Source organism: Bradyrhizobium sp. KZN70725, assembly GCF_055264925.1.
Genome location: NZ_JBUYWT010000013.1, coordinates 65,780 through 78,206, shown reverse-complemented (window position 1 = coordinate 78,206; position 12,427 = coordinate 65,780). Strand labels below are relative to the sequence as shown.

General features: G+C 64.7%; 13 protein-coding genes. 11 read left to right on the top strand and 2 right to left on the bottom strand.

The annotated features are described in order from the left end of the window. Nucleotides 1-125: 125 nt before the first annotated feature. Together ACZBJS_RS15080 and ACZBJS_RS15075 are read left to right on the top strand one after the other, a co-directional pair. Complete coding sequence (locus ACZBJS_RS15080; protein ID WP_057016622.1) at nucleotides 126-986, top strand: 23S rRNA (adenine(2030)-N(6))-methyltransferase RlmJ; 861 nt, start codon at nucleotides 126-128, stop codon at nucleotides 984-986. A gap of 261 nt (nucleotides 987-1,247) precedes the next feature. Beyond that, the gene (locus tag ACZBJS_RS15075; protein ID WP_016844477.1) at nucleotides 1,248-1,460 is read left to right on the top strand and encodes a cold-shock protein; all 213 of its coding nucleotides are present in this window, start codon (nucleotides 1,248-1,250) and stop codon (nucleotides 1,458-1,460) included. A 273-nt stretch (nucleotides 1,461-1,733) separates the two neighbouring features. Here the strand turns inward: ACZBJS_RS15075 and ACZBJS_RS15070 are convergent, their stop codons facing one another. After that, complete coding sequence (locus ACZBJS_RS15070; RefSeq protein ID WP_016844476.1) at nucleotides 1,734-2,357, bottom strand: outer membrane protein; 624 nt, start codon at nucleotides 2,355-2,357, stop codon at nucleotides 1,734-1,736. A gap of 266 nt (nucleotides 2,358-2,623) precedes the next feature. Here ACZBJS_RS15070 and uvrC point away from each other — a divergent pair, with 266 nt between their 5' ends. The 7 genes from uvrC to ACZBJS_RS15035 all read left to right on the top strand — a co-directional run bounded on the left by uvrC (nucleotide 2,624) and on the right by ACZBJS_RS15035 (nucleotide 9,732). Continuing rightward, on the top strand, nucleotides 2,624-4,735 hold the full coding sequence (gene uvrC, locus ACZBJS_RS15065; protein WP_463438854.1) for an excinuclease ABC subunit UvrC: 2,112 nt from the start codon (nucleotides 2,624-2,626) through the stop codon (nucleotides 4,733-4,735). A 193-nt stretch (nucleotides 4,736-4,928) separates the two neighbouring features. Then, complete coding sequence (gene pgsA, locus ACZBJS_RS15060) at nucleotides 4,929-5,543, top strand: CDP-diacylglycerol--glycerol-3-phosphate 3-phosphatidyltransferase (protein WP_057016624.1); 615 nt, start codon at nucleotides 4,929-4,931, stop codon at nucleotides 5,541-5,543. After that, complete coding sequence (gene moaD / locus ACZBJS_RS15055) at nucleotides 5,540-5,791, top strand: molybdopterin converting factor subunit 1 (RefSeq protein WP_028333074.1); 252 nt, start codon at nucleotides 5,540-5,542, stop codon at nucleotides 5,789-5,791. Before pgsA ends, moaD begins: the two co-directional genes overlap by 4 nt. A 67-nt stretch (nucleotides 5,792-5,858) precedes the next feature. Beyond that, on the top strand, nucleotides 5,859-6,326 hold the full coding sequence (locus ACZBJS_RS15050; RefSeq protein ID WP_316395524.1) for a molybdenum cofactor biosynthesis protein MoaE: 468 nt from the start codon (nucleotides 5,859-5,861) through the stop codon (nucleotides 6,324-6,326). Then, nucleotides 6,326-7,285: a 50S ribosomal protein L3 N(5)-glutamine methyltransferase gene (gene prmB, locus ACZBJS_RS15045; protein WP_316395523.1), complete on the top strand. Its 960-nt coding sequence runs from the start codon at nucleotides 6,326-6,328 to the stop codon at nucleotides 7,283-7,285. The genes ACZBJS_RS15050 and prmB overlap by 1 nt, the downstream gene beginning before the upstream one ends. 164 nt (nucleotides 7,286-7,449) lie before the next feature. Then, complete coding sequence (locus ACZBJS_RS15040; protein ID WP_316395522.1) at nucleotides 7,450-8,862, top strand: EAL domain-containing protein; 1,413 nt, start codon at nucleotides 7,450-7,452, stop codon at nucleotides 8,860-8,862. A gap of 15 nt (nucleotides 8,863-8,877) precedes the next feature. After that, the gene (locus ACZBJS_RS15035; RefSeq protein WP_463438853.1) at nucleotides 8,878-9,732 is read left to right on the top strand and encodes a TIGR01459 family HAD-type hydrolase; all 855 of its coding nucleotides are present in this window, start codon (nucleotides 8,878-8,880) and stop codon (nucleotides 9,730-9,732) included. A 448-nt stretch (nucleotides 9,733-10,180) separates the two neighbouring features. Here the strand turns inward: ACZBJS_RS15035 and ACZBJS_RS15030 are convergent, their stop codons facing one another. After that, the gene (locus tag ACZBJS_RS15030) at nucleotides 10,181-10,576 is read right to left on the bottom strand and encodes a response regulator (RefSeq protein ID WP_016844467.1); all 396 of its coding nucleotides are present in this window, start codon (nucleotides 10,574-10,576) and stop codon (nucleotides 10,181-10,183) included. Nucleotides 10,577-10,789: 213 nt separating this feature from the next. Here ACZBJS_RS15030 and ACZBJS_RS15025 point away from each other — a divergent pair, with 213 nt between their 5' ends. Together ACZBJS_RS15025 and ACZBJS_RS15020 are read left to right on the top strand one after the other, a co-directional pair. Further along, nucleotides 10,790-11,761 (top strand): bifunctional riboflavin kinase/FAD synthetase, encoded by a 972-nt coding sequence (locus ACZBJS_RS15025; protein ID WP_076825550.1) that lies wholly within the window; start codon nucleotides 10,790-10,792, stop codon nucleotides 11,759-11,761. Further along, on the top strand, nucleotides 11,758-12,309 hold the full coding sequence (locus ACZBJS_RS15020; RefSeq protein ID WP_168856566.1) for a sugar O-acetyltransferase: 552 nt from the start codon (nucleotides 11,758-11,760) through the stop codon (nucleotides 12,307-12,309). Before ACZBJS_RS15025 ends, ACZBJS_RS15020 begins: the two co-directional genes overlap by 4 nt. The last annotated feature ends 118 nt before the right edge of the window (nucleotides 12,310-12,427 follow it).

Sequence of the window (12,427 nt, the reverse complement as noted above, 5' to 3'; positions counted from 1 at the left end):
CGGCTACGCCAAGGCTTCGCCGAGCTCGGACGTTACCCCCGCCGAAGCTTTAGCGAAGGCCGGGACAAGCCCGGGCATGACGAGTACAACATGCGCACCCTTTGGGAGCGCAGCACGATCATCACATGAACTACCGTCACGCCTTTCATGCCGGCAGCTTTGCCGACGTCATCAAGCACATCGTGCTGGTGCGCATGCTCACCTATCTGCAGGACAAGCCGGCGCCGTTCCGCGTCATCGACACCCATGCCGGCGCCGGTCTCTATGATTTGACGTCGAGCGAAGCGCAGCGCGGCGGCGAATGGCTCACCGGCATCGCGCGGCTGATGCAGGCGCGGCTCTCCGACCAGGCATTGCCGCTGATCGCGCCCTATCTCGACATCGTCAGAGCATTCAATCCGAAAGGCGAGCTGAAAGCCTATCCTGGTTCGCCGTTGATCGCGCGGGCGCTGCTGCGTCCGCAAGATCGCCTCACCGCCTGCGAGATCGAACCGACGGCGCGCAAACAACTGATCGACGCGCTGCGACGCGACGCGCAAGCGCGCGTCGTCGATCTCGACGGCTGGATGGCGCTGCCCGCATTCGTGCCGCCGAACGAACGGCGCGGCCTGGTGCTGATCGATCCGCCGTTCGAAGCGAAGGACGAGTTCGAGCGGCTGGCCAGTGCTTTCACGGAAGCGTACGCGAAGTGGCCGACCGGCTCGTATCTTTTGTGGTACCCCGTAAAAACCCGGAGAGCCACCGATGAGCTAACGCGCAGTGTGGCTGCTGCAGCAGCAAGCAGCCGGCCCGCCGGCAAATGCCTGCGATTGGAATTCAGTGTGGCACCGCAAGAAGCAGGCGCAGGCCTCGTTTCCACAGGGCTTTTGCTGGTGAATCCGCCGTGGACGCTGGCGAATGAGTTGAAGATCATCCTGCCCGAACTCGAGAAGCCGCTCGGTCAAGGCGGCGCGGGACGCTTCAGACTCGAGACGCCTAAACCATGATCGACAACCTCCTACTGAAAAGTTCAATTTTGAGCATAGGCAATTTGCGCGGAACCGTATTATGCTCATCCTGTTACGACTGGCTTTACGTTCCGCTTCCGCGAATGGTTGCGGCGGAGTGACAAGGCCGAAATAAATCCAGGCAGACCGGCGGCGTGACGCCGGCCTGTTCAGGTGGCCAAGCTTCCGACAAGCGAATGTCGGTCAACCGCTACGCGGCGTGCGCGTAGCGGTGGAGCAATACGGGGGAGGAGTTTCCCGATGGCCATGACTGGGACAGTCAAGTTCTTCAACGGAGAGCGTGGCTACGGCTTCATCAAGCCTGATGATGGCGGCCGCGATGTGTTCGTTCACATCACAGCTGTCGAGCGTGCAGGATTGAAGGACCTGACTGAAGGACAACGCATTACGTTCGAGGTTGAGCCCGACAAGAAGGGCAAGGGCCCGAAGGCGGTCAACCTGGTGGTCTCATGACGAGCGCTCGCGATGCGCGGCTCGGAATGAACACCGAATGAGGCGTTGCGTGTGAGTTGGCTGCCGAGCGCGTGGCTGGCGCTCGCTGGATGACCACCTGCATGATGCGGACGCGACCGGCGGAGCCGCATATCCCACACGTGCGGCCCACCGATTGGATTCGCGCACGCCGCGGCATGCATGTCGCATGCGCGACGTTGAGATCATCAACACAAAGAAAAACCCGGCCGCGCTAGGCGCGGCCGGGAGTTGATGGTCGACGTTTTCTTGTTCTCAGAAGTGATAGTTGATGCCGGCGCGAACCAGGCTGAAGCTGTAGCCGTTCGACACGCCACCGGTGATCGTGAAATTGCTGTTGGCAAGGTCGACGTAGAGATACTCGATCTTGGCGCTCCAGTGCGGGGCAAAGCCCATTTCGGCGCCGGCACCGACGGTGAAGCCCGCATTGGTGTGGCTCTCCGTGATGCCGAACGTCTCGCCGCGCAGCTCGCCGAAGGCGAGACCGCCGGTCGCGTAGAACAGCACGTTATTGACCGCATAGCCGGCGCGGCCGCGCACCGTGCCGAACCACGGGTTGGAGAACTTCCACGGCGCGAACCGGTCGTCGGCTGTGGTGCCCTGGATATCGGCCTCGATACCGAACACCCAGGGGGAGCCGTTCTGGAAGTTGTAGCCGGCCTGTACACCGCCGACGAAACCGGACGGCTTGGTCGGGTTGTTCTCCACCGAGCCCCAGCCATAGCCGACATTGCCGCCGAGATAGGGCCCGGCCCAGCTATAGGCATTGAGCGGCTGATAGACGGTATAGGGCGATCCGTAATTGAGGTCGGCCGACGCGGCCGAGGTCGTCCAGCCTGCAACGATCAGTGCCAGCGCACGCGCAACAAACCGGGTCATTGGTACTCTCCAGAACGCAACTGCCGCCGCCCGCCGGCGAGGGCCGGCGTGGTTACGGAATTCCACTTTTTTCGCTAAGGTTTATCGAGAGTTTTAAGTTAAAGGGCTGTTAAGCCCGGTTACCGGCCCGCTCATCAGTCTTAACAAGGTGTTACGCACCCCTTCCCGGCGCCCGTGCGGGGCCGGTAACCTCCTGCAATCGAGGTGCTTTTTGTAGGTGCCGTCAACGCTGGCGACCGCTCGCCCAAGCACTTAGTTTACGGCCCATGGTTCACGATTCTCCCGAGCGCCCGACGCCGGCCCCCACGGTTGACTCCAAGGTTGACTCCAAGGCTGCCCCCAAACCACGGCGCGGTTCGAAGTCCGACCTGCCGCAGGACGATCTGACGCTCGATACAAGTGACGTCGATCCCGAAACCTCCGCCGCCGAGGAGGAGGACGAGGCGCGCCTGCCCGAGACTTCGGAGGACGCCGCCGAGGCGGTCGCCGAGGGCACGCTCTCGGTCGGGCATGCCGCGATCGAGAACGCGGTCCGCCTCGCCCCGACCTCGCCCGGCGTCTACCGCATGCTCAACGCCGCCAACGACGTGCTCTATGTCGGCAAGGCGAAGAACGTCAAAAAGCGGCTGTCGTCCTATGCGCGGGCCAACGCGCCGCTGCCGGCGCGGATCCTGCGCATGATCGCGGCGACCACGCAGGTCGAGATCGTCTCGACCATGACCGAGACCGAGGCGCTGCTGCTCGAAGCCAATCTGATCAAGCAGCTCCGTCCGCGCTTCAATGTGCAGCTGCGCGACGACAAGTCGTTTCCCTATATTCTGATCACCGGCGACCATTGGGCGCCGCAGATCCTCAAGCATCGCGGCGCGCAGTCGCGGCCCGGGCGCTATTTCGGCCCGTTCGCCAACGCAGGCGCAGTCAACCGCACCATCACGGCGCTGCAGCGCGCGTTTCTGATCCGCTCCTGCACCGACGGCTTCTTCGAAAGCCGCAGCCGGCCCTGCCTGCTCTATCAGATCAAGCGCTGCGCCGGTCCCTGCACGCGCGAGATCGACTTCCCCGGCTATAGCGAACTGGTGCGCGAGGCGACCGAATTCCTCTCCGGCCGCAGCCACGCCGTGAAGGAGCTGCTCGCGGCCGAGATGGAGAAGGCCTCCGGCGAGCTCGAGTTCGAAACCGCAGCGCTGTACCGCGACCGTCTCGCGGCGCTGTCGGCGATCCAGTCGCAGCAGGGCATCAATCCGCGCACGGTCGAAGAGGCCGATGTGTTCGCAATCCACCAGGAGGGCGGCTACTCCTGCGTCGAGGTGTTCTTCTTCCGCACCGGCCAGAACTGGGGCAACCGCGCCTATTTCCCGAAGGCCGAGAAGAGCTTCACGCCCGAGGAGGTGCTGTCCTCGTTCCTCGCGCAATTCTACGACGACAAGCCGCCGCCGAAGCTGATCCTGCTCTCGCACGAGATCGAGGAAAGCGCGTTGCTCGCCGACGCGCTGTCGGTCAAGGCCGGATCCAAGGTCGAGGTCACCGTGCCGAAGCGCGGCGAGAAGAAGGAGCTGATCGGCCACGCCCTCACCAACGCGCGCGAGGCGCTCGGCCGCAAGCTCGCCGATACCGCGACGCAAAGCCGGCTGCTGGAGGGCATGGTCTCGACGCTCGGCCTGCCGCACACACCCAAGCGGATCGAGGTCTACGACAACAGCCACATCCAGGGCACCAACGCGGTCGGCGCGATGATCGTGGCGGGACCCGACGGGTTCATGAAGAACCAGTACCGCAAGTTCAACATCAAGTCCGAAGGGCTGACGCCGGGCGACGATTACGGAATGATGCGCGAGGTGCTGGAACGCCGCTTCAAGCGGTTGCTGAAGCCGCCGGAGGGCGAGGCCGCAGCCAAGACGAAAGCGGATGACGATTCGTTCCCGCAATGGCCCGACCTCGTCATCATCGACGGCGGCCGCGGCCAGCTCAACGCGGTCCGGGAGATCTTCCAGAATCTCGGGCTGACCGAGGTCTCGCTGATGGCGGTGGCCAAGGGTCCGGAGCGCGATGCCGGGCGCGAAACCTTGTTCATGCCCGACCGCGAGGCCATCAAGCTGGAGCCCCGCGACCCGGTGCTGTATTTCATCCAGCGGCTGCGCGACGAGGCCCACCGCTTCGTGATCGGCTCGCACCGCAAGCTGCGCAAGAAGGACATCCGCGAGGCCGGACTGCAGGAGATCCCGGGCATCGGCCCGTCCCGCAAGCGTGCCTTGCTGCACCACTTCGGTACGCTCAAGGAGATCGAGCGGGCCTCGATCGCCGACCTCGGCAAGGTTCCCGGCGTCAGCGCCGAGAGCGCCCGCAAGATTTTCGAGTTTTTCCACGCCCAGCCGGGTTAAACCAAAGGCGAGTCATCAGGGCGTCGCCTGCGACAGGGCATCTAGGGCATGATGCGGAAAAGTGTGAGGCAGTTATCCGAAAAGATCATGCTTAAACAACGAGCTAAGGCGCTACGACGATGCAGCGCAATCTGGTCGCGCTTGACGCCTCCGCACGGTTGACCTTCTCGCTTCAGCGGTATTGGTAGAACGGATGAACATCGCCACGACCCGGGGACAGACCAAGACCATGTCCCTCCCGAATATCCTGACCTACGCCCGGATCGCCGCGATCCCGGTGGTGATCGGCTGCGTCTACTGGCAATCGATCCTGGACGGCCCGTTGTGGCTGCGCTGGGTGGCGCTGGCCGTGTTCATTGCGGCGGGAATCACCGACTATCTCGACGGCTATTATGCCCGGATCTGGGACCAGCAGTCCGCCTTCGGCCGGATGCTCGATCCGATCGCCGACAAACTCCTGGTCGCCTCCAGCCTCTTGATGCTGGCCGCCGACAATTCGATCCATGGCTGGACGCTGTGGGCGGCGATCGTGATCCTGTGCCGTGAGATCCTGGTCTCGGGCCTGCGCGAATATCTCGCAGGGCTCAGGGTCAGCGTTCCCGTGACCAAGCTGGCGAAATGGAAGACGACGATCCAGCTGGTGGCGATCGGCTTTCTGATTGCCGGCGAAGCGGGCGAGCAGGTCTTCCCTGCCACCACCTTGATCGGCATCGTGTTGCTCTGGATGTCGGCGATCTTCACGATCTACACCGGCTGGGATTATTTCCGGGCCGGCATCCATCACCTCATCAAGGAGGATGAGGGATGAAGCTGAAATATTTCGCATGGGTGCGTGAACGCGTCGGCAAGGCTGAAGAGATCGTCGAGCCGCCGGCTGAGGTGCGCACCGTCGGCGACCTGATCGGCTGGCTTGCGGCGCGCGACGATGCCTACGCCTATGCCTTCGAGAAGCCGACGGTGATCCGCGCCGCGATCGACCACGCCCATGTCAAATCGGACGCGGCGATCTCCGGCGCCCGTGAGATCGCGTTCTTTCCGCCAATGACCGGCGGCTAGGATAGCGTTTTCGAGCGAAGTGGGTACCGGTTCGCGTGAAGAAAACGCGTCAAGCAAAGAAGTCCACATGACCGTCGCAGCGACCATCCGTATCCAGCAGGCCGACTTCGACGTCGCGCAGGAGATCGCGGCCTTGAGCCGAGACCGCATCGATGTCGGCGCGGTCGTCAGCTTCAGCGGCATCTGCCGCGGCAGCGAACAGGGCGAGCCGATCGCGGCGCTGACGCTCGAACATTATCCTGAAATGGCGGAAGCAGAGATTGGACGCCACGCCGACGAGGCGCTGGCGCGCTGGCCGTTGCAGGGCCTCACCATCATCCATCGTTTCGGCCGCATCGCGCCGGGCGAGAACATCGTGCTGGTCGTGACCGCCTCGGCGCACCGGCAGGCCGCGTTCGAGGCCGCCGAGTTCCTGATGGACTATCTGAAGACCAACGCACCGTTCTGGAAGCGCGAGGAAAGCGCGCGCGGCGCGAGCTGGATCGAGGCGCAGGGCCATGACGACGCGGCCGCCGCGCGCTGGACCAAATCCTGATGGCCAAGCGCAGCAAAGTGTCGGCCAAACGCAGCCTCGCCGTGCCGAAAGCGCCGAAAGTCGGCGCCGGCGAGCTGCACACCCTGTTCGATTTCCTGCGCTATGCCATGAGCCGCTTCAACGCGGCCAAGCTCGTGTTCGCGCACGGCACCACCGATCCGGTGGCCGAGGCCGCGTTCCTGATCTGCGAAACGCTGCACCTGCATCCCGATCAGTTCGAGAACTTTGCCACCGCGCGCGTCACGATTGCCGAGGGCAAGCAGATCCTCGACCTGATCGAGCGCCGGATCGCGACGCGGAAGCCGGCCGCCTATCTCGTCAACAAGGTCTATATGCGCGGCCTGCCGTTCTATGTCGATGAGCGCACAATCGTGCCGCGCTCCTTCATCGGCGAATTGCTGGATTCGCATTTCGGCGGCGACGAGGACGGCACCTCGCTGCTCGGCGATCCCGAGGAGGTCGAACGCGTGCTCGACCTCTGCACCGGCTCCGGCTGCCTCGCGATCCTGGCCGCCCGGCATTTCCCCAACGCCGCAGTCGATGCCGTCGATATTTCAAAGGATGCGCTCGAGGTCGCCGCGCGCAACGTCGCCGACCACGGCCTCGACCATCGCCTGACGCTCCATCGCGGCGACCTGTTCAAGCCGCTCGGCGGCAGCAGATACGATCTCATCATCTCGAACCCGCCCTATGTCGACGCCGAAGGCATGGCGGCGTTGCCGCGCGAGTGCCGTGCCGAGCCGAAGATCGCGTTCGATGGCGGCGCCGACGGGCTCGACATCGTCCGCCGCCTGCTCGATGAGGCGAGGCAACATCTGACCCCGCAGGGCGGGCTGCTCTGCGAGATCGGCCGCGGCCGCGACAATCTCGAGGCCGCCTATCCGAACCTGCCGCTGCTCTGGCTCGACACCGAGGACTCCGAGGGCGAGGTGTTCTGGATCGCTGCCGCGGACCTCTGACCGGCGTGGCGCCGCCGGCTCCGGCGATTTACGGAGCCCGATCCGGGCGAAGCGAAAATCGTGTGCAGTTCCAGCCGGTTCCGAAGATCGCTGGCCCGTCGAATCAACAATGGTGCTAAGGTCGCGGTCCGGGGACGTTCGGACAGAGGGCGCGGGCGCGCGACATGATTCGCATTTCGACGATCTTCATCGCCATCTGCATGGTGCTGGTCGCAGCCTCGCTCGGCTTCGTGCTGTATTCGGTGGCGGGCATCAGCGGATCGGAATCGGCGATCGTGGCGCTCACCGCCCTCACCTGCCTGATCCTCTACAACGCGGTCTCGATGCGGCTGCGTGACCGCAGCGACGTCGGCGGCCAGATCGCGGATCTGTCGCGCGGCACCGCCGACCTTGCCCGCCAGGTCGCCGAATTCGGCCGCCGGCTGGCCGCGGTCGAAGGCCGCGTCGCCTCGGCCAACTCCACCGGCGCCGACCGGATGCAGGGCATGGCCGGCGAGATCAGCGAACTCGGCGGACTGGTGCGGCAGCTCGCGGCATCCGTCGCGCATCATGAGGATCTGCTGGCGGCGGCTCCGGCGATGCAGCCGGTCGCGTCCCCGCGTGACGATGTGCTGCAACGGGTTGCGACGGCGCCGACCGTCGTGGTTGCGCCTCCGCCGCCACCTGCGGCTCCGCCGGAGGTCTCGCGCAGCCAGACCCAGCTGATCGGCGCGATCAAGCAGGCCATCGACGAGAACCGCCTCGACATCTACCTGCAGCCGATGGTGACGCTGCCGCAGCGCAAGGTGCGCTACTACGAGGCGGTGACGCGGCTGCGCGACGAGCGCGACCAGGTGCTGGCCGCCGAGGATTTCATCGAGGCGGCCGAGGCCGGCGGCCTGATCGGCCGCATCGATCACATGGTGATGCTTCGCTGCGTCCACGTGCTGCGCCGCCTGATGATCCGCAGCAAGGATGTCGGCGTGTTCTGCAACGTCTCGGCGGCGACGCTGTCCAACCAGGCGCATTTCACCCAGTGTCTCGACTTCCTCGAGGCCAACCGCGCGCTGGCGCCGTCCTTCGTGCTCGAGTTCAAGCAGGCGACCTTCCGCAATCTCGGCGGGACCGAGAGCGAAAACCTCGCGGCGCTGGCACAGCGCGGCTACCGGTTCTCGATCGACCATGTCAGCGACCTTCGCCTCGAGCCGCGGGAGCTCGCCGATCGCGGCGTCCGCTTCATCAAGGTGCCGGCGGCGCTGCTGCTCGACGCCAGGCAGATCGCGAGCACCGATATCCATCCGTCCGATCTGTCCGACCTGCTCGGCCGCTACGGCATCGACCTGATCGCCGAACGGATCGAGGGCGAACGCTCGGTGGTCGATCTGCTCGACTACGATGTCCGGTTCGGCCAGGGGTTCCTGTTCGCGCCGCCGCGGCCGTTGCGGCCGGAGGGGGCATCTGCTACCGCCGAGGCTCCGCAGACCAACCCCCAGGATCTTAATGGCGCCAGCACTTCAGCCCCTGTCTCCAGCCCCGCAGCTCCGCCACGCGCAACCGGCAGCGCCGCGCTGGCGCGCCGCGCCCTCGGTCCAAATTAGCCGGCAATTTGCATCATGACCTCACTGCGTTTCGTGGAGCAGCTGCGCGACCTCGTCAGCGGCGTCGATGTGGTGCTGTCGGACATCTGGGGCGTCGTGCACAACGGGCTCGAGTCCTTTCCCGAGGCCTGCGAGGCACTGCACACCTTCCGCCAGCAGGGCGGCACGGTCATCCTGATCACCAACGCGCCGCGGCCGGCCGATTCCGTGCAGCGCCAGCTGCGCAAGCTCGGCGTCGCCGACGAGACCTATGATGCGATCGTCTCCTCGGGCGACCTGACGCGCCACTTCGTCGCCGATCATCCCGGCCAGAAGATCTTCTGGATCGGCCCGGAGCGCGACAGCTCGATCCACCGCGGCCTCGACGCCACGCTGGTACCGCTGGAGCAGGCCGACTACATCATCTGCACCGGCCTGTTCGACGACGAGACCGAGTCGGCCGAAGACTATCGCGACACGCTGCTGAAGGCGCTCGAGCGCAAGCTCACACTGGTGTGCGCCAATCCCGATATCGTGGTCGAGCGCGGCGACCGGCTGATCTATTGCGCCGGGGCGGTCGCCGAACTCTATCGCGAGCTCGGCGGCGAGGTGATCTTCTACGGCAAGCCGCACCGGCCGATCTATGAGCGCGCCATGGCTCTGGCCACCGAACGCCGCGGGCGTCCGACCGAGCTCAGCCGGGTGCTCGCGATCGGCGATTCCGTGCGCACCGATCTCACCGGCGCCCTTGGCTTCGGCATCGATCTGTTGTTCGTTACGCGCGGCATCCATTCCGAACAGTTCGAGGGCATCGAGCAGCTCGATGCGGCCTCGATCAAGGAATTGTTCGGCCATCCGCCCCGCGCGCTGATGCGCGAGCTGAAGTGGTAGCGGCAAGCGACGCTGTCCCTCGCCCCGTTCTTCACCGGGTCGAGACGAGCGAAGCTCGCTCTTGGAGGGTTGGGTGAGCGGCTGCCTCCCCAGGCGCCGGATGCCGAGAGACCTTACCCCCTCACCCGGATTGCATCTCTCGATGCAATCCGACCTCTCCCCGCAAGCGGGGCGAGGTGAAGGGGCGCGCCGCCAAAATATCGAAAACAACCCCATGCAAAGTAGCGCGTGGCGCGCGGGGTTCGACCAGTCGCCTTGACACGTCGGGCAACTCAGCGATACTCTTCTAATATTCCGAAATCGTGCAGCCGCCCTCCCCCTCGTGTTGCACAAGCGGGGCGGGTAAAGGGAAGCGTGATCAAATGCAAATGCCCGGGACATCTAGCGCGAAGACGCGCTTCTGCCCGGGCATGCGTGAATTTCAGCCGATGCGATCGATGTCGGGCGGTTATGCCGTCGCCATGTCCGGGAACACCGCCTCGATCTTGGTCTTCAGCGTGGCCGCATTGAACGGCTTGACGATGTAGTTGTTCACGCCGGCCTTCTTGGCCGCGATCACGTTCTCGGTCTTGGATTCCGCCGTGATCATGATGAAGGGCGTGGTCGCGAGGTTGGGATCGGCGCGGACTTCCTTGAGCAGGTCGTAGCCGGTCATCGGCTCCATGTTCCAGTCGGAAATCACCAGGCCATACTTCTTGCCGCGCATCTTGTTCAGCGCTGCGGAGCCGTCGGAGGCATCGTCGATATTTTCAAATCCAAGCTGCTTGAGAAGATTCCGGATGATGCGGATCATGGTGCTGTAATCATCAACCACCAGAACCGGCATGGACAAATCAACCGCCATCTTTCCCCCCAAAACACAAACGCAACTTGGCTTCTGCACAAACGCAGCTTTCCGCCAACGACTAACAGCAGCCGTTAAACAGCGCGTTAACCGGCTGAATCCGGATTGTTACGGATTTGACGCGATTTTCGTTAGCCTTGACTTCCACGCCGCCGCCGCGTCACGGTCCGGCCCGCACCAATCATGCTTAAGAATCCTTGAAGAATACCGCTCATGAGCACCGGCTTTACCGTTATCCGCGACAACACCCCCGCAAGCGCCATTCCGAAAGGCGCCGTGGTCGCGATGGGGAATTTCGATGGCGTCCATCTCGGTCACCGCGCCGTGATCGGCGCGGCGCTTGCGATGGGCAGAGCGCGCGGCGTGCCCGCGCTCGCCGTGACCTTCGAGCCGCATCCGCGCAGCTTCTTCAGCCCGAACACTCCGCAATTCCGTCTCACGGACGAGACCAACAAGCTGCGGCTGCTCGCGGCCACCGGCCTCGCGGGCGCCGTCGTCATGACGTTCGACAAGGCGCGCGCCGGTACCACGGCACAGGATTTCATTCACCATGACCTGATCGGCCGGCTCGGCATCAGCGGGATCGCGGTCGGCTACGACTTCCATTTCGGCAAGGGCCGGGTCGGCTCGCCGAGCCTGCTGGTCAGCGAAGCGCCGCGGCTCGGCATCGAGGTCGATGTGCAGGCCCATGTCGACATCGAGGAGCGCCCGGTCTCCTCCAGCGCGATCCGCATGGCGCTCGCCGAAGGCGAGATCGCGGATGCGACCACGATGCTGGGCGGACCGTGGTTCGTCACCGGCAAGGTGGTCCACGGCGAGAAGCGCGGCCGAGATCTCGGTTACCCCACCGCCAATATCCGCCTCGACAAGCATTGCGGCTTGAAGCACGGCATCTACGCGGTGCGGGTCGGCAAGGGCTCGCAACGGTTCGACGGTGTCGCAAGCTTCGGGCGCCGGCCGACCTTCGACAACGGCGCGCCGCTGCTCGAGGTGTTCCTGTTCGACTTCAAGGGCGATCTGTACGACGCGGTCCTTGATGTCGCATTCATCGGTTTCATTCGCGAAGAGCTGAAATTCGACACCATCGAGGCGTTGATACGCCAGATGGATGACGACAGCGCCAAGGCGCGCGCGGTGCTGGCCGCGGCGCCCGACGCGTTCCCGCAGCTCGGAGTGATTGGTTGAACCGGACTGAAAAGCAAAAAATGCTGGCGGGCGAGCTGTATCGCCCGGATGCAGAGCTCGCCGCCGAGCATACGGCGGCGGAACAATGGATGGCACGCTACAATGCGTCGGGCGCGTCGTCCGCGGCCGAGTTGCACGCGCTGCTCGGCGAGCGCTTCCGCAAGGTCGGCAGGGATGCCGTGATACGCCCGCCGTTCTTCTGCGATTACGGCAGCAATATCAGCCTCGGCGACGGCGTGTTCCTCAACTTCAATTGCGTCATCCTCGACGTCGTCGAGGTCGCGATCGGCGATCGGACCCAGATCGGACCCGCGGTGCAGATCTATACCGCCGACCACCCGCGCGATGCCGAAACCCGCCGCGCCGGGCTGGAATTCGGCCGCCCGATCCGGATCGGCAGCGACGTCTGGATCGGCGGGGGTGCCATCATTCTGCCCGGCATCACGATCGGCGACGGCGCCCTGGTCGGGGCCGGCAGCGTGGTCACACGGAACGTCGCCCCCGGCGCGATCGTGGCGGGAAATCCGGCCCGGGCACGGCCGGCCTGAACCGCGCCATGCGCGGCCCTGCGAGCCACCGGGGGCTTTGCGATTTCCCCGTCCGGCTGCTATGGAAACCCCATGTTTTCGCGGCGCATCATACGGATTAGCGGCCCGGCTTCCGCCT

Bases quoted from the DNA above. Each gene is read 5' to 3' on its own strand.
- ACZBJS_RS15080 (WP_057016622.1), top strand. From the start codon at position 126: ATGAACTACCGTCACGCCTTTCATGCCGGCAGCTTTGCCGACGTCATC.
- ACZBJS_RS15075 (WP_016844477.1), top strand. From the start codon at position 1,248: ATGGCCATGACTGGGACAGTCAAGTTCTTCAACGGAGAGCGTGGCTAC.
- ACZBJS_RS15070 (WP_016844476.1), bottom strand. From the start codon at position 2,357: ATGACCCGGTTTGTTGCGCGTGCGCTGGCACTGATCGTTGCAGGCTGG.
- uvrC (WP_463438854.1), top strand. From the start codon at position 2,624: ATGGTTCACGATTCTCCCGAGCGCCCGACGCCGGCCCCCACGGTTGAC.
- pgsA (WP_057016624.1), top strand. From the start codon at position 4,929: ATGAACATCGCCACGACCCGGGGACAGACCAAGACCATGTCCCTCCCG.
- moaD (WP_028333074.1), top strand. From the start codon at position 5,540: ATGAAGCTGAAATATTTCGCATGGGTGCGTGAACGCGTCGGCAAGGCT.
- ACZBJS_RS15050 (WP_316395524.1), top strand. From the start codon at position 5,859: ATGACCGTCGCAGCGACCATCCGTATCCAGCAGGCCGACTTCGACGTC.
- prmB (WP_316395523.1), top strand. From the start codon at position 6,326: ATGGCCAAGCGCAGCAAAGTGTCGGCCAAACGCAGCCTCGCCGTGCCG.
- ACZBJS_RS15040 (WP_316395522.1), top strand. From the start codon at position 7,450: ATGATTCGCATTTCGACGATCTTCATCGCCATCTGCATGGTGCTGGTC.
- ACZBJS_RS15035 (WP_463438853.1), top strand. From the start codon at position 8,878: ATGACCTCACTGCGTTTCGTGGAGCAGCTGCGCGACCTCGTCAGCGGC.
- ACZBJS_RS15030 (WP_016844467.1), bottom strand. From the start codon at position 10,576: ATGGCGGTTGATTTGTCCATGCCGGTTCTGGTGGTTGATGATTACAGC.
- ACZBJS_RS15025 (WP_076825550.1), top strand. From the start codon at position 10,790: ATGAGCACCGGCTTTACCGTTATCCGCGACAACACCCCCGCAAGCGCC.